Raw genomic sequence first — 25895 nt, 5'->3', positions numbered from 1 at the left:
ACTCAGGCGTCGGGTGCGGCCTTGGCTTGCGGCTCGCTGTTCTCGTAGATCATCAGCGGCTGCGAAGCGCCTTCGATAACGCTCTCGTCGATCACCACCTTGCTGACATCCTTCTGCGAAGGGATCTCATACATGGTGTCGAGCAGCACGCCTTCGAGGATCGAACGCAGGCCACGGGCGCCGGTCTTGCGCTCCAGGGCCTTGCGCGCAACGGCCTTGAGCGCATCGCTGCGGAACTCGAGGTCGACGCTTTCCATCTCGAACAGCTTGGCATACTGCTTGGTCAGGGCGTTTTTCGGCTCGGTGAGGATTTGCATCAGCGCAGCCTCGTCCAGCTCGTCGAGGGTCGCCAGCACCGGCAGACGGCCGACGAACTCGGGGATCAGGCCAAACTTGACCAGATCGTCCGGCTCGACTTCGCGCAGCGACTCGCCAACCTTCTTGCCCTCTTCCTTGCTGCGTACTTCGGCGCCAAAACCGATGCCACCTTTGGTGGAGCGGTTCTGGATGACCTTTTCCAGGCCCGAGAAGGCGCCACCGCAAATGAACAGGATGTTGCGGGTATCAACCTGCAGGAACTCCTGTTGCGGGTGCTTGCGGCCGCCCTGCGGCGGAACGGAGGCCACGGTGCCTTCGATCAGCTTCAGCAGCGCCTGCTGCACGCCTTCACCCGAGACGTCACGGGTGATCGAGGGGTTGTCAGACTTGCGCGAGATCTTGTCGATCTCGTCGATGTAGACGATGCCCATCTGGGCCTTTTCCACGTCGTAGTCGCACTTCTGCAGCAGTTTCTGAATGATGTTCTCGACGTCCTCACCCACGTAACCGGCTTCGGTCAGGGTGGTGGCGTCAGCAATGGTGAACGGCACGTTCAACAGGCGTGCAAGGGTTTCGGCGAGCAGGGTCTTGCCCGAGCCCGTTGGCCCGATGAGCAGGATGTTGCTCTTGCCGAGTTCGACCTCGTCACCCTTCTTGTCACGCTGATTCAGGCGCTTGTAGTGGTTGTACACCGCTACGGCCAGCACCTTTTTCGCGCGCTCCTGACCAATTACGTACTGGTCCAGGATGCCGCTGATTTCTTTCGGCGAAGGCAATTTGTGCGCGCTGCTTTCGGCCTGGGCTTCCTGCACCTCCTCACGGATGATGTCGTTGCACAGGTCGACGCACTCGTCGCAGATAAATACCGAGGGCCCGGCAATCAGTTTGCGCACTTCGTGCTGGCTTTTGCCGCAGAAGGAGCAATAAAGCAATTTGCCGCTGTCCTCGCCGTTACGGGTGTCAGTCATTCGATCGATCCAATCCGGTAGGCTTGCAACACAAGATGAAGGCAATTGCGGGCTTTTTCAAGTCCGCAGGTAGGTGCTTTCGGCACCTACCTGCTCTGGCTCCTGGGTTCAGGAGGCCAGTTGCCGCTTGTCGTATACCGAGTCGATCAGGCCGTACTCGGCCGCGCGCGAGGCGCTCATGAAGTTGTCACGCTCAGTATCTCGCTGGATAGTCTCGAGGTCCTGGCCAGTGTGGTAGGCCAACAGCTCGTTCAGACGCGCCTTGATGCTGAGGATTTCCTGGGCGTGGATCTGGATGTCGGTGGCCTGACCCTGGAAGCCGCCAAGCGGCTGGTGGATCATGACGCGCGAGTTCGGCAGGCAGTGACGCTTGCCCTTGGCACCCGCGGTCAACAGGAAGGCACCCATGCTGCAGGCCTGGCCGATGCAGATGGTGGAGACATCCGGTTTGATGAACTGCATGGTGTCATAGATCGACATGCCAGCAGTCACCGAGCCGCCCGGCGAGTTGATGTAGAGATGGATATCCTTGTCCGGGTTTTCCGCCTCGAGGAACAACATCTGTGCCACTACCAGGTTGGCCATGTAGTCTTCTACCGGGCCAACCAGGAAGATCACTCGCTCCTTCAACAGGCGCGAGTAGATGTCATACGCACGTTCGCCACGGGCGGACTGCTCGATAACCATCGGGACCAGGCCGCCTGCGGCCTGGATGTCAGAGCTCTGCTGAATATAAGAATTGCGGGACATGTCCTGCGCTCACTCCCAAATAGTCATGGCTTGAATACGCACAAGCCAGCGCGAAGGCTGGCTTGTGGGGGTTTCCTACGAGAGAACCGTATTACTCAGCTTCGGCAGGCGCCTGTGCTGGTTTTACGGCTTCTTCGTACGAGACCGACTTGTCGGTCACAGTCGCTTTCTGCAGAACAGTATCTACAACTTGCTCTTCCAGCACAACCGAACGCACTTCGTTCAGCTGCTGGTCGTTTTTGTAGTACCAGGAGATGACCTGCTCAGGCTCTTGGTAAGCCGAAGCCATTTCTTCGATCATCTCGCGAACCTTGGCGTCGTCTGGCTTCAGGTCGAACTGCTTGACCACTTCAGCGACGATCAGGCCCAGCACTACGCGGCGCTTGGCTTGTTCTTCGAACAGCTCAGCCGGCAGTTGCTCAGGCTTGATGTTGCCACCGAACTGCTGAACAGCCTGGACGCGCAGGCGGTTGACTTCGTTTTCCAGCAGGGCTTTCGGCACTTCGATCGGGTTGGCGGCCAGCAGACCGTCCATGACCTGGTTTTTCACCTTGGTCTTGATCGCCTGGCGCAGTTCACGCTCCATGTTCTTGCGAACTTCGGTGCGGAAGCCTTCCAGGGTCGTTTCCTTGATGCCGAACTGGGCGAAGAACTCTTCGTTCAGCTCTGGCAGCGCAGGGGCCGAGACGCTGTTGACGGTGATGGTGAACTCGGCAGCTTTACCCGCCAGGTCCAGGTTCTGGTAGTCCTCAGGGAAGGTCACGTTGACAACGCGCTCTTCGCCCGCCTTGGCGCCAACCAGGCCGTCTTCGAAGCCAGGGATCATGCGGCCGGAACCCAGTACCAGCTGAGTGCCCTTGGCCGAACCACCGGCGAACGCTTCACCGTCGATCTTGCCGACGAAGTCGATGTTGACCTGGTCGTCTTTCTCGGCAGCGCGCTCAACGGCTTCGAAACGGACGTTCTGCTTGCGCAGCACTTCCAGCATGTTGTCCAGGTCGGCGTCAGCCACTTCGGCGCTCAGGCGCTCGACGTTGATCGACTCAAGGCCAGCAACGGCGAACTCAGGGAACACTTCGAAGATGGCGACGAATTCCAGGTCCTTGCCCTTCTCGAAGGACTTCGGCTCAACAGCCGGCGCGCCAGCCGGGTTCAGCTTCTGCTCGACGATGGCTTCGTAGAAGGAAGCCTGGACCAGGTCACCGAAGGCCTCTTGACGGGCATCGGCTTCAAAACGCTGGCGGATCACGCTCATCGGCACTTTGCCTGGGCGGAAGCCCGCGACTTTGGCGCGCTTGGCAGTCTGCTGCAGACGCTTGTTGACTTCGTTCTCGACGCGCTCGGCCGGAACGGCGATGGTCATGCGGCGCTCGAGAGCGGAAGTGTTTTCAACAGAAACTTGCATGGATATTCCTCGTTGCACAGACGTTAGCCGGCGATAACCCGACTCCAGAATCAAGGGCAAGCATTCTAGTGAGTCACGCACCAGAAGTCACCCCACTCGGGACGACGGGAAACCACGCCGGTCGATTAGCTTGCAAGGCCCGCACGGTGTGCCACCGGACCTGTTTATAAAAGCAGGCTGCGCAACGCCTCGGCGTCACGCAACCGAAATACCTTGTCAAACAACTGCAGCCCGTAAAAACGCCCTTACTCCGGGTCGATTTCGTTGAACTGGCAGTACTCTTCCCACGCCATGCCCAGCGCCTCGGCCACTTCGCGGTGGGTCTCCAGGCGCATGGCCTGCAGTTGCTCGGGGCTTTCGGCGATCAGTTGCAGCGCCAGCTCCCAAGGCTGGATGCCTTGCTCGTCAGCCGCATCCTCGAACGCCCACTGGACCTGCTGAGCCTGCTCGCGCGCATCCAGGTCACGGATCTCTTCGAGCAGTTGCGGGTTGGCTTCGGCAAAGCGCTGCAGCGCCAGGGCCTGGCGAGCTTCTTTTGCAATCATCGGGCAATTCCTCTACCGACCACTGAGCCGGCGTTTCAACCGACTGAAATCTATCAGCTTTTATACCTTGGCCACCAGAGCGCGAAACAGAACTCAGCGCTCACATTCAAGGTGGGGCCGTCCGCGCCAGAAGCAACCCCAACCGCGCTTGCAATCAGACGAAACTGATATTCGGGCGCTGCGCGCCGTACACCACCCGCGCCGCCGTCACCAACTGATGAGGCACCTCAACGAAAGGCACGTCAGAATTGGTTAGCGCCATGTCGAAGAGCTTCACCAGCACCGAGTCACGACGCACCAGGATGACATCGGACCAGTCAGTGTTGGTCATGGCCACCGGAATGAAGTCGGAGCGTTTCATGAAGCTGCCCAACGCCTCGAGCACACCCAGGTTCTGCCGGGTGCCGTGATGGCTGTGGCAACAGTCGTTGAGCATCATGATGCCATCGGGGCCCAACAGCTCCTGGTAATACATCATGTCGCGCAGGACGTACTCGTATTGGTGATTGGCGTCCACGTAGACCAGGTCGAACTGCTCGATACCGGTCTTCTCGCGGATCTTGGCGATGGCGCCGATACTGTCAGCGCGAATAACGTCAACTTCAGGCATGTCGACAAATTTCGCCAGACACTCCTGGTACAGCCGCTCCCAGGTCGCATCATCGTGCAGCGAGCCGCCGTAGTAGTATTCATATTCATCTACCGGCGAAACCCATGGCGGCAATTGATCGAACGGGCTGTAGGCCTTGTTCGCATCCTTGCTCCAGCTATCTGCCAGCACCATACGGGCCGGCGACAGCGCCGCACGCAGTTTCAGCGCATTCTCGCCGCGCAGCACGCCCACTTCTGCCACCACCGGACGCTTGTCCATCGCGTCGAATACCGCGCGCAGCACCTGATACAGGTTCACTCGATGCGTACTGCAAACTTTCATGTCATTTCCTTTTCATGAGAAGGCGACGCCCGCAATCACACCTCAGGCGACATTAAAGCGTCATCACTAGCAAAAAACCGACCAAGTGCGGAAAAGCGCGCCAACCAGCACCGCGGGGCTTTTATCAGCGGTTCAGCACGACGTAAACCGCCAATGAAATGGCACGCACCGCGGGCATGCAGCCGGCAGTCGCCTGACTCACGACCAGTGACGGCATTTTAATGCCACCTGCCTGGAGCAGACATGACTGGGAATTGAAACGGATGGCGCGCAGGACTGCGCAGAGCAGAAAACACAAAGGCGCCCGATCACAAGATCAAGGCGCCCTCGAAAAAAGATGGGGTGGACGATGGGAATCGAACCCACGACAACCGGAATCACAATCCGGCGCTCTACCAACTGAGCTACGCCCACCATAATGCGGTGTTGCAGTGTTGCGATACAGCCTACAGAAGCATGGTGCGGACGAAGAGACTCGAACTCTTACAGCTTGCGCCGCTGGAACCTAAATCCAGTGTGTCTACCAATTTCACCACGTCCGCGTAACGCTTAAAACAAAGGCGCCAGATACACAATCAAGGCGCCTTTGAAGAATATGGGGTGGACGATGGGAATCGAACCCACGACAACCGGAATCACAATCCGGCGCTCTACCAACTGAGCTACGCCCACCATATTGCTTTACAGCCTTTACTTGCTTGCCCAAGCTGCCTAATGGCGCACCCGGCAGGACTCGAACCTGCGACCATCCGCTTAGAAGGCGGATGCTCTATCCAGCTGAGCTACGGGCGCATAAGCATAAAGCCTAACCGAACGAGCAATTAACAAACCACTCATTCTGCCCGACTTCGCCAACCAGTGCTAGGCTGTGCCCGACAAGTGCGGCGAATCTTATAGGCGAGCCTTGGGAGCGTCAACACCTTTCTCTAAAAAATTCAAAATATTTAAGGGGTTAGAGGATTTGCCCGACCACCCGCCTTTGCCCTCGGGCCGTGTCGTGCGAGAATGCGCCCTCTTTATTGTTCCTTTCTCGATGGTTAATCACGCGTCTATGACTGCACACCTAATCGATGGCAAGGCGATCGCCGCCAACCTGCGCAAGCAGATCGCTCAACGTGTCGAGGAGCGTCGCCAGCAAGGCCTGCGCACGCCTGGCCTGGCAGTGATCCTGGTCGGTACCGACCCCGCCTCCCAAGTCTATGTCTCGCACAAGCGCAAGGACTGCGAAGAGGTCGGCTTCATTTCGCAGGCCTTCGACCTGCCCAGCGAGACCACGCAGCAAGCCCTGACCGAGTTGATCGACCGCCTCAACGACGACCCGGCCGTTGACGGCATCCTGCTGCAACTGCCGCTGCCGGCGCACCTCGATGCCTCGCTGCTGCTGGAGCGCATCCGCCCGGACAAAGATGTCGATGGCTTCCACCCCTACAACATCGGCCGCCTGGCCCAGCGCATCCCACTGCTGCGCCCTTGCACGCCCAAAGGCATCATGGCCCTGCTGGAAAGCACGGGTCAGGACCTGTATGGCATGGACGCAGTGATCGTCGGCGCCTCCAACATCGTTGGCCGGCCGATGGCCATGGAGCTGCTGCTGGCTGGCTGCACCGTGACCGTCTGCCACCGCTTCACCAAGGACCTGGCCGGCCACGTCGGCCGTGCCGACCTGGTGGTCGTGGCCGCCGGCAAGCCGGGGCTGGTCAAGGGTGAGTGGGTCAAGGAAGGCGCCATCGTCATCGACGTCGGCATCAACCGCCAGGACGACGGCAAGCTGGTCGGCGACGTGGTCTACGAGACCGCCCTGCCCCGCGCCGGCTGGATCACCCCGGTGCCGGGCGGCGTCGGGCCGATGACCCGGGCGTGCCTGCTGGAGAACACGCTATATGCGGCCGAAGAGCTGCATCAGTAAGTTGGCGTGAAATGAAAACGGCACCTCATCAGGTGCCGTTTTTTTGCCTGAGGGTTTAGCTCACTTGCGCGCCGCCTCCCACGATTTCAGCAGTTCGTCGTAGCTGACCGTCTCGCCCTTGGGCTTCTCGTTGGCCAATTTTGGCTTCGGCGCGCCCGGCTGGTCGAACCAGTACTGCGCATCCTTTTCCGGGTTCATCTTCGGCGCACAGGTGGCCTGGGCGTTGGAGCGCTGCAACCGCTCCATCATCTTGTCCTGGTCGCGGGCCAAGCCATCCAGCGCCTCTTGCGGGGTCTTCTCGCCACTGGCCACCTCGGCGATGTGGCTCCACCACAGTTGTGCCAGGCGCGGATAATCCGGCACGTTGGTGCCGGTCGGGGTCCACTGCACCCGTGCCGGGCTGCGGTAGAACTCCACCAGCCCGCCGAGCTTGGGCGCCAGGTCGGTCATGGCCTGGGAGTTGATGTCCGACTCGCGGATCGGCGTCAGGCCGACGATGGTCTTTTTCAACGACACGGTCTTGGAGGTGACGAACTGCGCATACAGCCAGGCGGCCAGGCGCTGTTTCTCGGGGGTCGACTTGAAGAAGGTCCAGGAGCCGGTGTCCTGGTAACCGAGCTTCATCCCCTCCTCCCAGTACGGCCCCTTGGGCGACGGCGCCATGCGCCATTTTGGCGTGCCGTCGGCATTGACCACCGGCAACCCCGGCTTGGTCATGTCGGCGGTGAAGGCGGTGTACCAGAAGATCTGCTGGGCGATGTTGCCCTGCGCCGGGACCGGGCCGGCCTCGGAGAAGGTCATGCCCTGGGCCTCCTTGGGTGCGTAGGCGCGCATCCAATCGACGTACTTCTGCGTCGCATAGACCGCTGCCGGGCCGTTGGTGTCGCCGCCACGGGTCACGCTGGAACCCACCGGGTGGCAGTCCTCCACACGGATGCCCCACTCATCTACCGGCAGGCCATTTGGCAAGCCTTTGTCGCCGCCACCGGCCATGGAGAACCAGGCATCGGTGAAACGCCAGCCCAGCGAAGGGTCCTTCTTGCCGTAGTCCATATGGCCATACACACGCTTACCGTCGATTTCCTTGACGTCTTCGGTAAAGAATTTGGCGATGTCTTCATAGGCCGACCAGTTCACCGGCACGCCCAGCTCATAGCCATACTTTTCCTTGAATTTGGCTTTGAGTTCGGGGCGCTCGAACCAGTCAGCGCGGAACCAGTAAAGGTTGGCGAACTGCTGGTCCGGCAACTGGTAGACCTTGCCGTCCGGCGCGGTGGTGAACGAAATGCCGATGAAGTCCTTCAGGTCCAGGGTCGGCGAGGTGTAGGCCTTGCCTTCATTGGCCATCAGATCGGTGATCGACTCCACCTTGCCGTAGCGAAAGTGCGTCCCGATCAGGTCGGAATCGTTGACCCAGCCGTCGTAGATGTTCTTGTCCGACTGCATCTGCGTCTGCAGCTTCTCCACCACATCGCCTTCCTGCAGCAAGTCGTGGGTCAACTGGATGCCGGTGATCTCGCTGAAGGCCTTCGCCAGTACCTTCGACTCGTACTCGTGCGTGGTGATGGTTTCCGACACCACATTGATCTTCATCCCACGGAACGGCTCGGCGGCCTTGATGAACCACTGCAACTCGGCCAACTGCTGCTCAGGCGTCAGCGTAGAAGGCTTGAATTCGCTGCCAATCCACTTTTTCGCCGCGTCCTCGTACTGGTCAGCCCACGCCGTACCCTGCACGGCCAGCACCACCAACGCGGCCAGGGTCAAATGTCGCCGCCTGTCATTGTTATGAAACATCGTGATCTCCCGATTGAGTTTTCCCCGGAGCCGTCGCTCAGCCCCAGCGCAGCACCACCACCAGCCAGCCCAGCGACAGCAGCGAGGCCACCCACAACGGCCAGTCGCTGACCCCGACTACCAGCAGGTGCAGGTAGGCGCTGACCAGAAGGCCGATGAACAACCGGTCGCCACGGCTGGTGACGATCGGCAGAAAACCGCGCCGCTCCACACAGGGGCGGCGCAGTTCGAACAGGGTCATGCACAGCAGCAGCACACCGACGGCGGCGAAGAACAGCGCAGTGGGCAAGGTCCAGGCCATCCACTCCATGCGTAACCCTCCTCACACCCGGCCCAGGGCAAAGCCCTTGGCCACATGGTTGCGGACGAACCAGATCACCAGCATGCCCGGCAGGATGGTCAGTACCCCGGCCGCCGCCAGCACGCCCCAGTCGATCCCTGACGCGGACACCGTGCGGGTCATCACTGCGGCAATCGGCTTGGCGTTCACCGAGGTCAGGGTGCGCGCCAGCAGCAGCTCGACCCACGAAAACATGAAGCAGAAAAACGCCGTCACACCGATGCCAGAGCCAATCAGCGGGATGAAAATCTTCACGAAGAAACGCGCAAAGCTGTAGCCGTCGATGTAGGCGGTTTCGTCGATCTCCTTCGGCACCCCCGACATGAACCCTTCGAGAATCCACACCGCCAGCGGCACGTTGAACAGGCAATGGGCCAAGGCAACGGCGATGTGGGTATCGAACAGGCCGATGGACGAATACAGCTGGAAGAACGGCAGCAGGAACACCGCCGGCGGTGCCATGCGGTTGGTCAACAGCCAGAAGAACAGGTGGCGGTCACCCAGGAAGCGATAGCGCGAGAAGGCATAGGCTGCCGGCAGTGCTACCAGCAGCGAAATCACCGTGTTCAGGCACACGTAGTACAACGAGTTGATGTAGCCGCTGTACCAGCTGGCATCGGAAAAGATCACCCGGTAGTTGTCGAAGGTGAACGCCTGCGGCCACAGGGTCAGGCCACCGAGGATCTCGCTGTTGCTCTTGAACGACATGTTCAGTAGCCAATAGATCGGCACCAGCAGAAAGAAGAAGTACAGCAGCAGGGCCAGCGTCTTGCGCATGCTCATGGCCTAGTCCTTGTCGCCGTGGGTCATGGCGGTATAGAACAGCCACGACACCAGCAGAATGATCAGGAAGTACACCAGCGAAAACGCCGCCGCCGGCCCCAGGTCGAACTGCCCCACGGCCATGCGCGTGAGGGTCTGGCTGAGGAAGGTGGTGGCGTTGCCGGGGCCGCCGCCGGTGAGCACGAACGGCTCGGTGTAGATCATGAAGCTGTCCATGAAGCGCAGCATCACCGCGATCAGCAGCACGCTTTTCAGCTTGGGCAACTGGATATGCCGGAATACCGCCCAGCCCGAAGCACGGTCGATGCGCGCGGCCTGGTAATACACGTCAGGGATCGCCCGCAGGCCCGAGTAACACAGCAGTGCCACCAGCGACGTCCAGTGCCACACATCCATCACCAGGACGGTGAGCCAGGCATCGAACGGGTCGCCTGCATAGTTGTAGCTCACCCCAAGCTTGGCCAGCGTGGCGCCGAGCAGGCCGATATCGGCACGGCCGAAGATCTGCCAGATGGTACCGACCACGTTCCACGGGATCAGCAACGGAATGGCCATCACGATCAGGCACACCGAGGCCATGCGCCCCTTGGTGGGCATGGTCAGAGCAATGCCGATGCCCAGCGGAATTTCAATCAGCAGCACGCAGGTGGAATAAATGAACTGGCGTAGCAACGCATCGTGCAATGCAGGGTCGCGCAGCACCTGGCGGTACCAGTCGGCGCCGACGAAATAGCGGCTGGACTGGTCGAAAATGTCCTGCACCGAATAGTTGACCACGGTCATCATCGGCATCACGGCACTGAAGGCCACCAGCAGGAACACCGGCAGCACCAGCCACCAGGCCTTGTTGTTGGGCACCTTGTTCATGGCCCGGCCTCCAGCAACACGTCATCGACGTACAGCATCAGCCACTGCGCCGGCAGGCTGACCCAGGCCTGGCCCACGGGTAGCGGGCGGTCCTCGCCCAGGCGGGCCTTGAGCGACACGCCGCCCAGCATGAGCGTGACGATGCGGTAGGTGCCCAGGTCCTCGATGTCCAGCACCTGCGCCGGGTAGGCACCCTCGAAAGGGCCGTCCCACAGCTGCACGAACTCCGGGCGGATCCCCACCTGCAGGCGCCCGCCCGCGGTCGCCGCCAAGCGTTCGCGCAGGCCATCGGGCAACGGCAGGTGGATGTCGCCGAACACCACCCCGTCCGCTTCGGCGCGCACTTCGATCAGGTTCATCCCGGGGCTGCCGATGAAGTAGCCGACGAAGGTATGCCGTGGCCGTTCGAACAGTTCACGCGGGGTACCGAACTGGACGATGCGCCCGCCGTGCATCACCGCGATCTTGTCGGCGAAGGTCGAGGCCTCCAGCTGATCGTGGGTGACGTAGATCATGGTGATGTTGAATTGCTCATGGATCTGCTTGAGCTTGCGCCGCAGCTTCCACTTCAGGTGCGGGTCGATCACCGTCAACGGCTCGTCGAAGAGGATCGCCGAAACATCGTCGCGCACCAGGCCGCGGCCCATGGAGACCTTCTGCTTTTCATCGGCGCTGAGGTTGCGCGCTTTTTTCTTGAGCACCGCAGCCAGGTCGAGCACCTCGGCGATCTCCTGGACCCGCGTGCGCACCTTGCTCTCGTCCAGGCCCTGGTTGCGCAAGGGGAACGCCAGGTTGTCGAACACCGTCATGGTGTCGTACACCACCGGGAACTGGAACACCTGGGCGATGTTGCGCTGTTGCGGCGTCAGGTCGTTGACCGGTTTGCCGTCGAACAGCACCTGGCCATGGGACGGCGTGAGCAGGCCCGAGATGATGTTGAGCAAGGTCGACTTGCCGCACCCCGACGGCCCGAGCAAGGCATACGCACCACCCTGCTCCCACACGTGCTCCAGCTCATGCAGGGCGTAGTCAGCCGCCGTGGCGGGCTGGCGGCTGTAGCTGTGCGCCAGCTGGCGCAAACGGATCTCGGCCATCAGCTGCTCCTCGCCTGGCGCAGGCCCGGCGCCTGCACCAGCGCCCCGGCGCTGTCGAAGACGAACAACTTGTGGGTGGGAATGAACACTCGGATTGGCGTGTCCACCGGGTACTCGTGCACCCCCGGCAGGTGCAGGACCATCCGCCAGTGCTCGTTACGCACGTGCAGGAAGGTCTCCGAGCCACTGATTTCGGCCAGCTCCACCAGCACAGCCAGCTCCAGGTCGTCGTCGTGGCTCGGCACCAGGGTGATGTGGCTGGGGCGTACACCGAAGCAATAATCGCCGTCGCTCAGGCGCTGCAGGTCGGCATTGCGGGCAAAGTGCACGGCCTGGGCCAGGCTCACCTCGTTGCCATGGATACGCCCCGGCACCAGGTTGATCGGCGGCTCGGAAAACAGCTCGGCGGCCAGCACGCTGCAAGGCCGCTGGTAGACCTCGGCGGTGGTGCCGCTCTGGACGATACGGCCCTCGTGCAACAGGGTCGTGGTGCCGCCCAGCGCCAACGCCTCATTGGGCTCGGTGGTGGCGTACACGGCAATACAGTTGCGCGCGGCGAACAGTTCGCGCAGCTCCTGGCGCAACCCCTCGCGCAGCTTGTAGTCGAGGTTGACCAGCGGCTCGTCGAACAGGATCAACCCGGCATCCTTGACCAATGCCCGGGCCATCGCCGTGCGCTGCTGCTGGCCGCCGGACAGCTCCAGCGGCAAGCGCTGCAGGTAGGGTTCGATGCGCAGCATCTCGGCGGTTTCCTGCACCCGCCGGCGTATCTCTGGCTCGGCCAGGCGCGCCTGGCGCAGGGGTGAGGCGATGTTCTCGTAGACGCTCAGGGTCGGGTAGTTGATGAACTGCTGATACACCATCGACACGTTGCGCCGGCGCACCGGCACGCCGGTGACATCCTCGCCCGCCATCAGCACGCGGCCACGGTCAGGGCGGTCGAGCCCGGCCATCAGGCGCATCAGGCTGGTCTTGCCGGCCAGGGTCCGCCCCAACAGCACGTTGAACGAACCGGGTTCGAAGCGCAGGGACGCGTCGATGACCCAGGGTTGCCCGTCGACGCTGCGGCTGACCTGCTCCAACACCAGGGACATGGCGTGGCCTTCTTGTGATTGTTGTCTGCCAAACACAGCCAGTTCCGTGCCAGTTGCGCCGCAAGGCTCTGGCATGCGGCTCTACCGGCGCAGGCCGGGCATCTGCCGTTCGCCACTGAACAGGTTCGCTGAACACCTGAACAGCCGCGGGTTTGACATTGAACAACCCTGAACGACACTGAACAGCGGTCGGCTGAAAACAACAATCACACAGGACAGGCCCATGGCCACATCCGCTTCGACCCATGCCCAACTGATCCAGGCCTCTTGGGCCCGCTGCCGCGAGCTTGGCCTGCAGCCGCAGAGCGCACCGGACTTCGATTGCCTGACCCGTGCCGAACTCAGCACCCTGCTGGCGCGGCGCCAGGCGCTGCTGCAACTGACCCGCGATGCCGTGCTGCCGCAATACGCGCACCTGCTGGGCAATGCCAGCTACCTGATCATGCTCGCCGACGCCAGCGGCTGCCTGCTCGACACCTGGGGCTCGCGACGCTTCGTCGAGCCGCAGCATCAGCGCGGCTTCAGCGCCGGTGCCCACTGGCACGAACGCGGCGTGGGCACCAACGCGCTGGGCACCGCACTGGTCTGCGCCGAGCCGATCCATGTCGGCCAGGACGAGCACTACCTGCGCCAGAACCGCTACATGTCCAGCGCCGCAGCGCCGCTGTTCGATGCCGAGCGACAACTGGTCGGCGTGCTCGACGTGGCCAGCGACGGCTACCTGCCCGCCACCCAGACCCTCGGCCTGGTGCGCATGATGGGCCAGAGCCTGGAGAACCGGCTGATCCTCGCGCAACATGCCAGCCAGCACGCGCAGCTGCTGTTCAACAGCGCCTCCGACAACCTCGACAGCCCCTGGGCCGGGTTGCTGGTGTTCGACGAGCACGGCCAGGTGCTCGCCGCCAATCACCGCGCCGACAGCCTGTTGGGCGGCAACCCGCTGCACCAGAACCTTGAGCAGCTGTTTCAGATGCCGATGCGCCAGTTGCTCGCTCAGCCACAGCAGCAACCCTTTGCCCTGCAGGCGGCCGGGCGCAACCGCTTCCACTGCCAATGGCAGGCGCCCCCACCAAGCCCCACGCGCCCTGCACCTTGCAATGGTGACCCGCGCCTGGAAAAAGCCCTGGCCCAAGCGAGCTTGTTGCTGGAAAAAGACATCCCGGTACTGGTCCAGGGTGAAACCGGAGCCGGCAAGGAAGTCTTCGTCGAAGCCCTGCACCGCGCCAGCAGCCGTGCCCGCCAGCCGCTGATCGCGGTCAACTGCGCGGCAATCCCGGCGGAGCTGGTCGAATCGGAGCTGTTCGGCTACGACAAAGGCGCCTTTACCGGCGCTCATCACAAGGGCAACCCCGGGCTGATTCGCAAGGCCGACCACGGCGTCCTGTTCCTCGACGAAGTCGGCGACATGCCGCTGCCGACCCAGGCCCGCCTGCTGCGCGTGCTGCAATCGCGCAGCATCCAGCCACTGGGCAGCGGCGAACCGGTGGCAGTGGACATTCGCGTAGTCTCGGCGAGCAACCGCGACCTGGCCGAGGAGGTGCGTGCCGGGCGTTTTCGCCAGGACCTCTATTACCGCATCGCCGGGCTCGCATTGGTATTGCCGCCGCTGCGCGAGCGCAGTGACCGGCGGCAACTGATCGAGCAGTTGCATGCACGCCATCGCGACCCTGGGCAGCCCGCACACCTGCCCCAGGCCATCGTCGACCTGCTTGATCGGCATCCCTGGCCCGGTAATGTGCGCGAGCTGGTCAGCGTGCTGCAGGTGGCGCTGGCCTTGGCGGGCAACGCGCCAGTCGGCGTCGAACACCTTCCGGCGGCGTTTCTGGCCGAGGCATGCGAACAGACGAGCACGTCCCCTGTCAGCGAAAAATCCGACCTGCAGGGTTTGCTGCAGCAGGCCAACGGCAACCTTTCAGCAGTCGCACGCGTGCTGGGCATCAGCCGCACCACCTTGTACAAAAGGCTGCGTGAGCCATGACGGGGCCCGCCATAGGCGCCTCGCAGCCGATTCGGCTGCCATCTGCGCCTAACCAGCTGTAACGGCTGCCACCCCCCCTTTCTTCAGCCAGCATCGCGCCGCTGCCCGTACGACAATATCCCTGACGCTACGTCGCAGGGAGACCTCCATGACCCGCTTCATCGATGTGCAAGACCTCGCCCGCCTGGCCAATCGCAAGGGCCTGGCCACCTGCATGGTGGAGATGGCCGAGTACATCCGCCAGGACTACCTGCGCTGGCACGACTTTGAAAAGTGCCCGCGCCTGGCCAACCATTCCACAGACGGCGTGATCGAGCTGATGCCGGTGTCCGACGCCAGCCTGTACGCCTTCAAGTACGTCAACGGGCACCCGAAGAACACCCGCCATGGCCTGCCAACGGTGATGGCCTTCGGTACCCTGAGCGATGTCGATTCCGGCGCGCCGCTGCTGCTCAGCGAGATGACCCTGGCCACGGCGATCCGCACCGCAGCCACTTCGGCCCTCGCTGCCCGCTACCTGGCGCGCGAAGACAGCCGCAGCATGGCGCTGATCGGCAATGGCTCGCAAAGCGAGTTCCAGGCCATCGCCTTCAAGACCCTGCTGGGCATCGATGAAATCCGCCTGTACGACATCGACGCGGCGGCCACTGCCAAGCTGGTGGCCAACCTGGCCGGCCGGCCCGGGCTCAAGCTGATCGTCGCCCACTCTGTCGCCGAAGCGGTGCGCGGTGCAGACATTGTCACCACCGTCACGGCGGACAAAGCCTGCGCGACCATTCTCACGCCCGACATGATCGAACCGGGCATGCACCTGAACGCCGTCGGCGGCGACTGCCCCGGCAAGACCGAGCTGCACCGCGACATCGTCGAACGGGCGCGGGTAATCGTCGAGTACGAACCGCAAAGCCGGGTCGAAGGCGAGATCCAGCAGATGCCGGCCGATTCGCCGGTCACCGAGTTCTGGCAGGTCGTCTCAGGCTTTGCCAAGGGCCGTGAAAGCGCTGCCCAGGTCACCTTGTTCGACTCGGTAGGCTTTGCCCTGGAGGACTACTCGGCGCTGCGCTATGTGCTGGATACCGCGCCGGCGCTGGGTATCGGCCAGGACATCGCGCTGGTGCCCGCGCTGCAGAACCCGAAGGACCTCTATGCCCTGCTGCAACCGCGCGTGGTTGAAGTGCGTGCTGCTCAACAGGCCCACAGCGCCTGCGCCTGAGCGAACCGGGGCTGCCAGGCAGCCCCTGCTGTTTGCGCCTACCCTGTCCATGCCCCTTTTGCAAAGAAGCCGCGCGCATGGACACCCAGGACGCCCCCCACCCCCCGCTGGACCGTATCGACCAGGCCATCATCGACGTGCTGCGCATCGATGGGCGGATCACCTTCGAAAAACTCTCCAGCCTGGTTCACCTCACCCCACGCCCCTGCCTTGAGCGCGTGCGCAAGCTGGAGCGGCGCGGCGTCATCCGCGGCTATGGCGCCATCATCGACCTGCAGAAAGTCGCCCCGGGGCTGTCGTTGCTGGTGCTAGTGGCCCTGTCGAACCAGAGCGGGCGCGCCGCGCAAAAGGCCTTCGAGGCCACGATGCAAGCCTGCCCGCAGGTGTATGAATGCCAGCTGATCAGCGGCCACTTCGACTACAGCCTGCGCATGCGCTGCCGCGACATGGAACATTACCGGGTGCTGAGCGAGACCTGGATGAACGATGACGCGCTGCACATCGACAAGCTGGTCGCCCACCCTGAACTGGCCTCGGTCAAGCGCATGGCGCCGCAGCCCTGACCACAAGTTGGCAGGCAGATTGCAAACTCTGGCCAGGCACTGGCAAACCCCACCTACCGCTGCGTGAGCACAATCGACAGCGCGCACCGAACTAGAGCCTGCCAGGCCAAGATGCCCCACAACTGGTCAGACCGGTAAGGCCAAAAACCCTTGCAAAGTCGGTTTTTTCGCGCTTTTATGGTCCCGCGCTGAACAAACCGGTAAGACCACAAAAATAATTAAGTCCTGCGCTCTTTCGCCCCGTGCGGCACCGAAGCAAGGACACCGATCAGAGATCACTCCCATGCTCAAATGGTGCTCGCGTTCGATCTTCCTGCAAGTCGTGCTCGGCCTTGCCCTCGGCATCGCCTGCGGCCTCAGCTTCCCCGACCTTTCCCTGCAACTCAAACCCCTCGGCGACGGCTTCATCAAGCTGATCAAGATGCTCATCGGCCTGATCGTCTTCTGCGTGGTGGTCAGCGGCATTTCTGGCGCTGGCGACCTGAAAAAGGTCGGGCGCATCGGCCTGAAATCAGTGATCTACTTCGAAGTGCTGACCACCATCGCCCTGGTGATCGGCCTGGTGTTCGCCTTCAGCAGCGGCATCGGCAGCGGCGCCAATATCCACCTGGACCAGCTGTCCGCCGCCGACGCCAACGGCCTGGCCGAGCGCGGCCAGCATATCCATGGCGCCACCGCGTTCTTCATGGACCTGATCCCGACCTCGGTGGTGGGCGCCTTCGCCGACAACAACATCCTCCAGGTGCTGCTGTTCTCCGTGCTGTTCGGCAGCGCGCTTAACCTGGTGGGTGATTCGGCCGCCGGCATTTCGCGGTTGATCAACGAACTCAGCCACGTGATCTTCCGCATCATGGGCATGATCGTGCGCCTGGCACCGATCGGCGTGTTCGGCGCCATCGCCTTCACCACCAGCAAATATGGCCTGGAGTCGCTGCAGCACCTGGGTGGCCTGGTGGCGTTGTTCTACCTGACCTGCGCCGGCTTCGTGCTGATCGTCCTCGGTACAGTGATGCGCGTGTCTGGCCTCAAATTGCTGCCGTTCATCAAGTACCTGCGCGAAGAACTGACCATCGTCCTCGGCACCGCCTCCTCCGACGCCGTGCTGCCACAGATCATGCGCAAGCTTGAACACCTCGGCATCGGCAGCTCCACCGTGGGCCTGGTGATCCCCACCGGCTACTCGTTCAACCTCGACGGGTTCTCCATCTACCTGACCCTGGCCATCGTGTTCATCGCCAACGCCACCGGCACGCCGCTGGCGATGACCGACTTGCTGACCATTTTGCTGGTGTCGCTGGTGACGTCCAAGGGGGCTCACGGCATCCCAGGCTCGGCGCTGGTGATCCTCGCCGCCACCCTGACCGCCGTGCCGGCGATCCCGGTGGTGGGCCTGGTGCTGGTACTGGCGGTGGACTGGTTCATGGGCATCGGCCGGGCGTTGACCAACCTGATCGGCAACTGTGTCGCCACCGTGGCCATCGCCCGCTGGGAGAAAGACATCGACCTGGAACGCGCACAAAACGTGCTCGATGGCAAACCCGGCTTCGCCCATGCGCCACGCAAGCAGCCCAACGCCCATCAACAGGAATTCTGAGCCCACGTGGCCGGCGCTAGCGCCGGCCCTTTCAGGAGCGAACCGTGATCAGCTCATCGACCGTCGTCACCTCCGTGGTGGAAAAACTGCGCCAGGCCCTGGCCCGCGGCCAATGGCGCTCCGGCGACATGCTGCCCGGCCAGCGCGAGCTGGCCGAACAGCTGGGCATCAGCCGCCCCAGCCTGCGCGAAGCGGTGACCGTGCTGGAAACCCTGGGCCTGGTACGTTCGCTGCCCGGCAAGGGCGTGCTGGTGCTGGAGGCCGAAGCGGCCCAGCCGGAACCCGGCGTCGACAGCGCCGCTGCAGCCAGCCTGGCCGATGTGCTGGAGCTGCGCTACACCCTTGAACCCTTCATCGTCGGCCTGGTGGCGCAATCGGCCAACAGCCAGGATATCGGCCAGCTGCGCCTGACCCTGATGGACATGCGCGAAGCCCTGGATGCCGACGACAGCGAAGCCGGGGCCAAGGCCTACATCGCCTTTCACCAGGCGCTGTTTGCGCTGACCACCAACCCGATCTTCCAGAGCGTGGTGCAGCAGACCGGCAACGCGCTCAAGCAAAGCGCCGAAATGCTGCGCAACTCGCCCGAGCACCTGGCCGCGCGGCTGAAGGAAAACGAAGCCGTGGTACGCGCCATTCGCGACCGTAACAGCGCCCTGGCCAGCGCCCAGATGCGCCAGCACATCCTCGCCGAAGGCCAGCGCATGGGCATCGAACTGAACATCCCGGATGACCATCCGCGCCCATGACCCAAGGAGAGCGCCCATGACCGCCAGCGCCCACGCCACCCCCCATCTGCCAGCCCTGCTCGCCGCCGGCGAAACCCGCCTGTCGGCCGAACAAATCTACCCGCGGCTGTTCGATGCCATCCTTGAACAGCGCCTGCCGCCCGGCAGCCTGCTGCCCGAACAGGCTCTGGGCACCGCCTTCGGCGTCAGCCGCACGGTGATCCGCCGGGTACTTGGGCGCTTGTCAGACCAGCAAGTGGTGGTGCAACGCCCCAGCCACACCGCGCACCTGGCCGCGCCCGACCCGCAACAGGCGCGCCAGGTGCTCAGTGCACGGCGCCTGGCCGAAACCACCTTGATCAGCCTGGCCGCACAGCGCGCACGGCCGACGCAGATCCGCCAATTGCGCTCACTGGTAGAGCGCGAGCGCCAGCATCACGAACGCGGCGAGCGCTGCGCAGCCATCCGCCTGGGCGGCGAGTTCCACCTCAAGCTCGCGCAGGTGGCCGCCAACGCGCCGCTGGCACGTTTTCTCAATGGCCTGGTGCCGATGACCTCGCTGATCATTGCCCGCTATGAGTCGCCCTGCTGCGACCACTGCGCCTGGCAAGAGCATGCGGCAATCATCGACGCCGTCGAAGCCGCGGACGAGGCGGCTGCGCTGACCTTGATGCATGAACACCTGGACCGACTGGAGGCCAAGCTGGACCTGACAGACCGCTGAAGCTGCAATGGCTGGCATTGGCTGCAGTCCTCCCACCCTGCCGCGCAGATCTGGCAGGGCAGCGATTTGCGTCGTTTCAGATGGAGGCATTGCCGCGGCAAGTGAGTGGGTGTACACACCCGATCACGTCATCCTCTGATCGGCTCGTGCACGAGCGCGCCTATACTTGGACTACCCTCCACCCTACTTTGGAGGCAGGCCTGTGAACCGGCGCGCGATCACCATGCTTTGCATATTGCTGGCCCTCGGCGGCTGTGCCAGCAAGCGCCCGCCTGCCCCGCCACCGCCCGCCGTGCTGACGCCCGCCGCCTGGCAGCGCATCGACCAGGAACTGATCGATGCCTCGGTGGGCGCTGCGGGCTCTGCCAACGACTATGCGCGGCGCTCCATGCGGGTGTGGAAAGAGCAGGTGCAGCAGCGCACCGAAAGCGATTTCATCCCCTGGTTCACCGGTTACTGGACCCAGCAATGGCTGACCCTCAAGGTGGCCTGGTACAAACTCGACAGTGGTGAAGGCCGCGAGCCCGCAGAAAAGCGCCTGGCCCTGTACCTGCAGGAGCAGTACCACGAGCGGGTGATCGAACCGGTGGCCGAGCAGATCAACCCCGAAGGTATCCGCGACCGCGCCTGCGAGCTGTACCTGCAACTGTTCGGCCAGCAGCTGCCGGCCATCATCCAGCGCTACAACGCCCCGCCCGACCAGCTCAGCCAGCGCCTCAACCGTGTCCCCGCGATAAACCTGGGGCCACCGCCGGCACGCAACGCCAGCCTCTATCAGTTGCTCAAGGCCAAACCGCTCGACCAGCAACCGGCCTGGTTGGCTTTGCGTGAGCACCTGCACCAGCAAGCCGCCAAGGGCCCTGGGCAGACCAACGTGGGCTTGTCGTCGGTCGCCAACCGCGCCAGCGAAAAGCTCGGCGCCACCCTGGCCCCGCGCGGTATTGCCAGCGCCGTGGCGAGCGCGGTGGGCAAGGTGGCCGGCGCCATGATCTCGATAGCCGCGGCAGGCTACGGCATGGTGACCCATGACCGCGAACAACCGGAGATGGTCGAGCAGTTGCGGGTGATCCTCAACGTGGCGCTCAACCAGGAATGGCAGGAATTGATGGAGAACCGCCAGAGCGGCGCCATGGCGGGGGTGTATTACCTGTCGGGGCAGGTCGAGGACAGTTTGCTAGTGAGTACGCCGCGGCCGCAGGCGCAAGAACAGCAACAGCAGCCGGTCCAGCCCGCACGGCAGGAACCCTTACTGATTCGCCTGCCGCCTTAGAGGCCGGAACTGCCGCTCAGGCCGTGGCCATGGCCGATGCCGGCAAACCAAAGATCCGATCGAACGCCCAGTTGTAGGCGAAGGTGTAGCACGGCACCAGAATGATGAATGCCAGGTCGACCAAAAATGCCTCCACCAGGGTCATGTCCAGCCACCACGCGATCAGCGGAATCAGGTACACCACCAAGGTCAGCTGGAAGCCGATGGCATGCGCCACCCGCCGCGCCACGCTGCGTCCACGCTTGGCCTGGCGGCTCTCCCAGAGCTCGAACAGGCTGTTGTAGATCAGGTTCCAGAGCATGGCGATGGTGGTGATCATCACCGCCAGCGGCCCGGTGTGCGAAGCCTCGGTGTCCGACAGATAGGCCAGACCCAGGGTCGACATGCACAGGCCAATCAATTCGTAGAAGGTGACGTAGACCAGTTTGCGTTTCAGTCCCTGCACGGGGTTTACCTCATGTAACGAAAAACGAAGGCGCGCAAGAATGCTTCAATACTCTTGACAGAAAAAGTTGGTAGCTTTCAGATTTACTGACAGGAGGCTGCCATGAACTTTTCCAGCGACAATATCCAGCTGTTTCTGGCCGTGCTCGACCGCGGCTCGTTTTCCGCCGCTGCCCGCACCCTGGGCCGGGTGCCCTCGGCAGTCAGCATGGCGGTCGGCAACCTTGAGGCGGAACTGGGCTACGCCTTGTTCGAGCGCGGCGCGCGCGAAGTACGCGCAACCGCCCAGGCCCTGGCGCTCGAACCCCACGCAAGGCTGATCGCCGAACAGCTCGGGCTGCTGCAAGTACACGCCCTGGAGTTGTCTCAAGGGCTGGAGAGCAGCCTGACCCTCGCAGTGGTCCCGGACATCGACCACCGCCCCCTGCTGGCTGCCATCGCCAAGCTCGGGGAGCGCTTCCCGCTGCTGGACATCCAGCTACTCAGCGCGCCTCAGGAAGAGGCGCTGCAGTTGCTCGACAGCGGCCGCGCCGACCTGTGCCTGGCCTTCGCCGGCCTGCAGGTCGATGCCCGCCGGGGGTTTCAGCACATCGGCATGGCGTCGCTGGTGGCCACCCTGTCACCGTCGCACCCGGCACTGCTGGATGGGCGCATCCATTACCTGGAAGACCTGATCAACGTGCGCCAGATCCTGGTACGCAGCCGCGACCTGCCGCTGGCCGACCCGCGTGCGCTGATCGGCGCCACACACTGGTCCACCGACAGTTTCGATTTCGCCCTGCAAATGGTCGAAGCGGGCCTTGGCTGGGGTGACCTGCCGCTGGCGCGGGTGGCGCCGCTGATCGACGCCGGGCGCCTGGTGCGCCTGCAGTTTCGCAACACCCGCAACGAGCTGCAGCTGCCGATTCATGCCTTGTGGCGCAAGCAGCAACCGCTGCGCCAGGCGGCCCGCCTGCTGATCGAACAGCTAGCCAAACGCTAGCGCACCGTCCGTCGAAATCGCCTCAGCTACATGCCGTAAGCACTTCAATTTTCAGCGCGAATTGCCGATAGGAGTGAGGACAGGCCCGCCATCGCGCCACAAGCGTGCGGCGCCCTCCCCTCCATGGCTCAAGGTCTCGAAACATGAACCTGAAATTTCGCCACAAGATCCTGCTCAGCGCCTGCGGCGTCGTGGTGCTGGCATTTGCCCTGTTCACGCTCTACAACGATTACCTGCAACGCAACACCATCCGCCAGAACATCGAATCGTCGGTGCAACAGTCCGGCGCGCTGACTGCCAGCAGCGTGCAGAACTGGATGAGCGGGCGCATCCTGGTTCTGGAAAACCTGGCCCAGGACATCGCCGAACAAGGGGCCGGCGACACCCTGGCGGGGCTGATCGAGCAGCCTTCCTACACGCGAAACTTCCTGTTCACCTACCTGGGCCAGGCCAACGGTGGGTTCACCCAGCGCCCCGACACGCAGATGCCGGCCGGCTACGACCCGCGCCAGCGGCCGTGGTACGGCAGCGCGGCGAGCGCCGGGCAAACCGTGCTCACCGCCCCCTACCAAGGCGCCGTCGGCGGCCTGATGGTGACCATCGCCACCCCCGTGAAAAGCAAGCGCAACGGCGAACTGATCGGCGTGGTCGGCGGCGACCTGACCCTCGACACCCTGGTGCAGATCATCAACTCGGTCGACTTCGGCGGCATCGGCCACGCCTTCCTCGCCGACAGCAGCGGCCAGGTGATCGTCAGCCCGGACAAAGACCAGGTGATGAAAAACCTCAAGGACATCTACCCCGGCAGCGGCCTGCGCGTCGCCGCCGACCTGCAGGACGCCACCCTGGATGGCCAGCAGCGGTTGATCGCCTTCACCCCGGTGGCCGGCCTGCCGTCGGCGCAGTGGTACATCGGCCTGTCGATCGACAAGGACAAGGCCTACGCGGCCCTCGGCCAGTTCCGTACCTCGGCGATCATCGCCATGCTCATCGCCGTGGCCGCCATTGCCGGTTTGCTGGGCCTGCTGATCCCGGTGCTGATGCGCCCACTGACCACCATGGGCCGCGCCATGCGCGACATCGCCGAGGGTGAAGGCGACCTGACCCGCCGCTTGGACGTGCAGCGCAAGGACGAGTTCGGCGAACTGGCCACCTCGTTCAACCACTTCGTCGAGCGTATCCACACCTCGATCAGCGAAGTGTCCTCGGCCACGCGGCTGGTGCATGACCTGTCGGAAAAAGTGGTCAACGCCTCCAATGCGTCGATCATCGGCTCCGAAGAACAGAGCCTGCGGACCAACAGCGTTGCCGCGGCCATCAACGAGCTGGGCGCCGCCACCCAGGAAATCGCCCGCAACGCCGCCGACGCCTCGCAACACGCCAGCGGCGCCAGCGAGCAGGCCAATGGCGGGCGGCAAGTGGTCGAGGAAGCGATCAACGCCATGACCGCGCTGTCGCAGCGCATCAGCGAATCCTGCGAGCAGATCGAAACGCTCAATGCCAGCACCGATGAAATCGGCAAGATCCTCGACGTGATCAAGGGCATTTCCCAGCAGACCAACCTGCTGGCGCTCAATGCCGCCATCGAAGCGGCGCGTGCCGGCGAGGCCGGGCGTGGGTTTGCGGTGGTCGCCGACGAGGTCCGCAACCTGGCGCACCGCACCCAGGAATCCGCCGAGGAGATCCACCGCATGATCACCAGCCTGCAGGTCGGCTCACGTGAAGCGGTGCACACCATGAACACCAGCCAGGTGTCCAGCGAGCAAACCGTGCAGGTGGCCAACCAGGCCGGCGTGCGCCTGGCCAGCGTGACCCAGCGCATCGGCGAGATCGATGGCATGAACCAGTCGGTGGCCACCGCCACCGAAGAGCAGACCGCAGTGGTCGAAAGCCTGAACCTGGACATCACCCAGATCAACGCCCTCAACCAGCAAGGGGTGGAGAACCTCAACCAGACGCTGCAGCATTGCGATGCATTGGCTCAGCAGGCTGGGCGGTTGAAGCAACTGGTAGGCAGCTTCCGCATCTGAGTTGAATCGCGGCGATGGGCTGCGCAGCAGCCCTGATCCGTGCCCGGCCGGTTATAACCTAATAACGAACAAGTCTATTTGGCTATAAAAACTACCTATATGCTGGCACCCATCCGATCACGGGCTAAAGCTGGGCAGTCGAGTAGCGTATGGATGTAGGTTCTTTTGGTTTCACCATTGCTGGATTGGTTGTAGGTTTTATCGTGGGCATGACCGGCGTCGGTGGCGGTTCGCTGATGACGCCGATCCTGCTGTGGTTCGGCATCAGCCCGGCCACTGCCGTCGGCACCGACCTGCTGTATGCCGCCATCACCAAGGCCAGCGGCGTCTGGGTGCATGGCCGCAACAAGAACATCGACTGGAAGATCACCGGCCTGCTCAGCATGGGCAGCGTCCCGGCTGCCGCACTGACCCTGTGGTTCCTCAGCACCCTGCACACCGACACCTCGGCGCTCAACGCCGTCATCAAGCAGGGCCTCGCGGTGGTGTTGATCCTCACCGCGCTGGCAATCCTGTTCAAGTCGCGCCTGCAGGCATTCGCCAATCGCCATGCCGGTGACCATTACTCCCTCAGCGACCGCACCCTCAATACCCTCACCGTGCTGACCGGGGTGGTGCTGGGTGTGATGGTCACGCTCACCTCGATCGGGGCGGGCGCGCTGGGTACCGTGGCCCTGTTCCTGCTTTACCCGTTCCTGGTCACCCGCCGCCTGGTCGGCACCGAGATCGCCCATGCTGTGCCACTGACGCTGGTTGCAGGCCTGGGCCACGCCGGCATGGGTAACATGGACTGGTCGCTGCTCGGCTACCTGCTGCTCGGTTCGCTGCCCGGCATTTATCTGGGCAGCCACCTCACCGGGCGGATTTCCGACCGTGTATTGCGCCCTTGCCTGGCCGCCATGCTGCTGCTGATCGGCTACAAGCTGGCGTTCTGAGCCAGGCTAGCCCAGGCGCAAGCGCCACTGCCCGGCAAAACTCAGCGCCAGGCGCGACAGCGGTAGCACATCGATGCTTCGCTGGGCGCTGAGCGGGCCACCCAGCAACTGCACCAGCACCGCACGAATGACCATCGGGTGAGTCACCGCCAACCACTCGCCCGGTGTATCGAATGCCGCCAGCCAGCCCGCCATGCGCTGGCACAGGTCGGCGAACGACTCACCGCCATGGGGCGCACTGTGTGGGTCATGCAGCCACTGCGCCAATGCTTCTGGCTGCTCAGCCTGCAACTGCTTGAGTGAAAGCCCCTGCCAACGGCCAAGGTTGCAATCGGCCAGCGCAGGCTCGATCTGCGCCTGCGCCGAAAACCACGCCGCCGTCTCGCCCGCACGTCGCTCAGGCGCGGTCAGCATGCGCACCTGGGGCACCTCTGCGAATGGCTGAGCATCCAGCGCCAGGATGCCGTCATCGGGATGGGGCAGGCGCCCCAGCTTCTGGGCTGGCGTCAGGGCATGGCAGATCAACGTCAGGCGTATGGCTTTCACCGGGAAGTTTCTTCACAAAGACGGGACGACCGGTTTAGCACGCCAACGGTTTTTTTTCCGCACTATTGTCGCCGCCGGTGAGGAACA

24 protein-coding genes, 4 tRNA genes and 1 pseudogene are annotated in these 25895 nt (G+C 63.2%); 12 read left to right on the top strand and 17 right to left on the bottom strand.

Annotated features, from left to right (window positions below; genetic code table 11):
* Positions 1 to 2: 2 nt before the first annotated feature.
* From clpX to ACIPIJ_RS06495, 9 genes are all read right to left on the bottom strand, one after another.
* Positions 3 to 1286 carry an ATP-dependent Clp protease ATP-binding subunit ClpX gene (gene clpX / locus ACIPIJ_RS06535; RefSeq protein WP_401074023.1) on the bottom strand — a complete coding sequence of 428 codons (1284 nt, stop codon included), beginning with the start codon at positions 1284 to 1286 and terminating at the stop codon, positions 3 to 5.
* A 108-nt stretch (positions 1287 to 1394) separates the two neighbouring features.
* A complete protein-coding gene (gene clpP, locus ACIPIJ_RS06530) occupies positions 1395 to 2036 on the bottom strand; it encodes an ATP-dependent Clp endopeptidase proteolytic subunit ClpP (RefSeq protein WP_012271562.1) in 642 nt (213 codons plus the stop codon).
* A gap of 91 nt (positions 2037 to 2127) precedes the next feature.
* Positions 2128 to 3441, bottom strand: a complete 1314-nt coding sequence (gene tig / locus ACIPIJ_RS06525) for a trigger factor (RefSeq protein ID WP_401074021.1) — start codon at positions 3439 to 3441, stop codon at positions 2128 to 2130.
* A gap of 245 nt (positions 3442 to 3686) precedes the next feature.
* Positions 3687 to 3986, bottom strand: a complete 300-nt coding sequence (locus ACIPIJ_RS06520) for a DUF6388 family protein (protein WP_401074018.1) — start codon at positions 3984 to 3986, stop codon at positions 3687 to 3689.
* A gap of 154 nt (positions 3987 to 4140) precedes the next feature.
* Positions 4141 to 4920: a class I SAM-dependent methyltransferase gene (locus ACIPIJ_RS06515; protein WP_401074015.1), complete on the bottom strand. Its 780-nt coding sequence runs from the start codon at positions 4918 to 4920 to the stop codon at positions 4141 to 4143.
* Between the two features lie 338 nt (positions 4921 to 5258).
* Positions 5259 to 5334, bottom strand: a tRNA-His gene (locus tag ACIPIJ_RS06510).
* Between the two features lie 43 nt (positions 5335 to 5377).
* A tRNA-Leu gene (locus ACIPIJ_RS06505) sits at positions 5378 to 5462 on the bottom strand.
* Between the two features lie 54 nt (positions 5463 to 5516).
* Positions 5517 to 5592: transfer RNA gene (locus ACIPIJ_RS06500), tRNA-His, on the bottom strand.
* A 43-nt stretch (positions 5593 to 5635) separates the two neighbouring features.
* Positions 5636 to 5712, bottom strand: a tRNA-Arg gene (locus ACIPIJ_RS06495).
* A gap of 259 nt (positions 5713 to 5971) precedes the next feature.
* Between ACIPIJ_RS06495 and folD the strand changes: the two genes are divergently transcribed.
* Positions 5972 to 6826, top strand: coding sequence for a bifunctional methylenetetrahydrofolate dehydrogenase/methenyltetrahydrofolate cyclohydrolase FolD (gene folD / locus ACIPIJ_RS06490; protein ID WP_401074012.1), 855 nt, complete (start codon positions 5972 to 5974; stop codon positions 6824 to 6826).
* Between the two features lie 60 nt (positions 6827 to 6886).
* Here the strand turns inward: folD and ACIPIJ_RS06485 are convergent, their stop codons facing one another.
* From ACIPIJ_RS06485 to ACIPIJ_RS06460, 6 genes are read right to left on the bottom strand one after another with little or no spacing between them, the layout of a single operon-like run.
* Positions 6887 to 8623: a carbohydrate ABC transporter substrate-binding protein gene (locus tag ACIPIJ_RS06485; protein WP_401074009.1), complete on the bottom strand. Its 1737-nt coding sequence runs from the start codon at positions 8621 to 8623 to the stop codon at positions 6887 to 6889.
* Positions 8624 to 8660: 37 nt separating this feature from the next.
* Positions 8661 to 8933, bottom strand: a complete 273-nt coding sequence (locus ACIPIJ_RS06480) for a DUF2160 domain-containing protein (RefSeq protein WP_125923206.1) — start codon at positions 8931 to 8933, stop codon at positions 8661 to 8663.
* Positions 8934 to 8945: 12 nt separating this feature from the next.
* Positions 8946 to 9746, bottom strand: a complete 801-nt coding sequence (locus tag ACIPIJ_RS06475; RefSeq protein ID WP_401074006.1) for a carbohydrate ABC transporter permease — start codon at positions 9744 to 9746, stop codon at positions 8946 to 8948.
* Between the two features lie 3 nt (positions 9747 to 9749).
* Positions 9750 to 10613 carry a carbohydrate ABC transporter permease gene (locus ACIPIJ_RS06470; RefSeq protein WP_401074004.1) on the bottom strand — a complete coding sequence of 288 codons (864 nt, stop codon included), beginning with the start codon at positions 10611 to 10613 and terminating at the stop codon, positions 9750 to 9752.
* Entirely contained in the window at positions 10610 to 11707 is a 1098-nt protein-coding gene (locus ACIPIJ_RS06465; protein ID WP_401074001.1) for an ABC transporter ATP-binding protein, read from the bottom strand. Before ACIPIJ_RS06465 ends, ACIPIJ_RS06470 begins: the two co-directional genes overlap by 4 nt.
* Complete coding sequence (locus ACIPIJ_RS06460; protein WP_401073999.1) at positions 11707 to 12801, bottom strand: ABC transporter ATP-binding protein; 1095 nt, start codon at positions 12799 to 12801, stop codon at positions 11707 to 11709. The genes ACIPIJ_RS06465 and ACIPIJ_RS06460 overlap by 1 nt, the downstream gene beginning before the upstream one ends.
* 223 nt (positions 12802 to 13024) lie before the next feature.
* On the opposite strand from ACIPIJ_RS06460, the gene ACIPIJ_RS06455 reads away from it, so the two are divergent.
* The 7 genes from ACIPIJ_RS06455 (at position 13025) to ACIPIJ_RS06425 (ending at position 20871) form a co-directional block, all read left to right on the top strand.
* The gene (locus ACIPIJ_RS06455) at positions 13025 to 14779 is read left to right on the top strand and encodes a sigma-54-dependent Fis family transcriptional regulator (RefSeq protein ID WP_401073996.1); all 1755 of its coding nucleotides are present in this window, start codon (positions 13025 to 13027) and stop codon (positions 14777 to 14779) included.
* 148 nt (positions 14780 to 14927) lie between these two features.
* Positions 14928 to 15992 carry an ornithine cyclodeaminase gene (locus tag ACIPIJ_RS06450; protein ID WP_401073993.1) on the top strand — a complete coding sequence of 355 codons (1065 nt, stop codon included), beginning with the start codon at positions 14928 to 14930 and terminating at the stop codon, positions 15990 to 15992.
* 77 nt (positions 15993 to 16069) lie between these two features.
* Positions 16070 to 16555: an Lrp/AsnC family transcriptional regulator gene (locus ACIPIJ_RS06445; RefSeq protein WP_401073990.1), complete on the top strand. Its 486-nt coding sequence runs from the start codon at positions 16070 to 16072 to the stop codon at positions 16553 to 16555.
* A gap of 283 nt (positions 16556 to 16838) precedes the next feature.
* Complete coding sequence (locus ACIPIJ_RS06440) at positions 16839 to 18149, top strand: C4-dicarboxylate transporter DctA (RefSeq protein ID WP_401073988.1); 1311 nt, start codon at positions 16839 to 16841, stop codon at positions 18147 to 18149.
* A gap of 44 nt (positions 18150 to 18193) precedes the next feature.
* Positions 18194 to 18898 carry a FadR/GntR family transcriptional regulator gene (locus tag ACIPIJ_RS06435; RefSeq protein ID WP_401073985.1) on the top strand — a complete coding sequence of 235 codons (705 nt, stop codon included), beginning with the start codon at positions 18194 to 18196 and terminating at the stop codon, positions 18896 to 18898.
* 16 nt (positions 18899 to 18914) lie between these two features.
* The gene (locus ACIPIJ_RS06430) at positions 18915 to 19601 is read left to right on the top strand and encodes a GntR family transcriptional regulator (RefSeq protein WP_401073983.1); all 687 of its coding nucleotides are present in this window, start codon (positions 18915 to 18917) and stop codon (positions 19599 to 19601) included.
* 223 nt (positions 19602 to 19824) lie between these two features.
* Positions 19825 to 20871 carry a hypothetical protein gene (locus ACIPIJ_RS06425; RefSeq protein ID WP_401073980.1) on the top strand — a complete coding sequence of 349 codons (1047 nt, stop codon included), beginning with the start codon at positions 19825 to 19827 and terminating at the stop codon, positions 20869 to 20871.
* A 16-nt stretch (positions 20872 to 20887) separates the two neighbouring features.
* Here the strand turns inward: ACIPIJ_RS06425 and ACIPIJ_RS06420 are convergent, their stop codons facing one another.
* Positions 20888 to 21316 carry a PACE efflux transporter gene (locus ACIPIJ_RS06420; RefSeq protein ID WP_401073977.1) on the bottom strand — a complete coding sequence of 143 codons (429 nt, stop codon included), beginning with the start codon at positions 21314 to 21316 and terminating at the stop codon, positions 20888 to 20890.
* A 102-nt stretch (positions 21317 to 21418) separates the two neighbouring features.
* Between ACIPIJ_RS06420 and ACIPIJ_RS06415 the strand changes: the two genes are divergently transcribed.
* From ACIPIJ_RS06415 to ACIPIJ_RS06400, 4 genes and pseudogenes are all read left to right on the top strand, one after another.
* Positions 21419 to 22297 carry a LysR family transcriptional regulator gene (locus ACIPIJ_RS06415; protein WP_401073974.1) on the top strand — a complete coding sequence of 293 codons (879 nt, stop codon included), beginning with the start codon at positions 21419 to 21421 and terminating at the stop codon, positions 22295 to 22297.
* Positions 22298 to 22440: 143 nt separating this feature from the next.
* Positions 22441 to 23469, top strand: a pseudogene (gene mcpA, locus ACIPIJ_RS06410) (methyl-accepting chemotaxis protein McpA); the annotation flags it as partial.
* 27 nt (positions 23470 to 23496) lie between these two features.
* On the top strand, positions 23497 to 24327 hold the full coding sequence (locus ACIPIJ_RS06405; RefSeq protein WP_401075699.1) for a methyl-accepting chemotaxis protein: 831 nt from the start codon (positions 23497 to 23499) through the stop codon (positions 24325 to 24327).
* A gap of 149 nt (positions 24328 to 24476) precedes the next feature.
* Positions 24477 to 25262, top strand: coding sequence for a sulfite exporter TauE/SafE family protein (locus tag ACIPIJ_RS06400; protein ID WP_401073971.1), 786 nt, complete (start codon positions 24477 to 24479; stop codon positions 25260 to 25262).
* 6 nt (positions 25263 to 25268) lie between these two features.
* Here the strand turns inward: ACIPIJ_RS06400 and ACIPIJ_RS06395 are convergent, their stop codons facing one another.
* Complete coding sequence (locus tag ACIPIJ_RS06395) at positions 25269 to 25808, bottom strand: histidine phosphatase family protein (protein WP_401073968.1); 540 nt, start codon at positions 25806 to 25808, stop codon at positions 25269 to 25271.
* Between the last annotated feature and the right edge of the window lie 87 nt (positions 25809 to 25895).

Origin of the sequence: Pseudomonas sp. NPDC087185 (assembly GCF_044744955.1) — a bacterium.
Classification (GTDB): Bacteria; Pseudomonadota; Gammaproteobacteria; order Pseudomonadales; family Pseudomonadaceae; genus Aquipseudomonas.
Note: the sequence above shows the minus strand (reverse complement) of the source record. Positions and strands in the feature narration are given on the sequence as shown.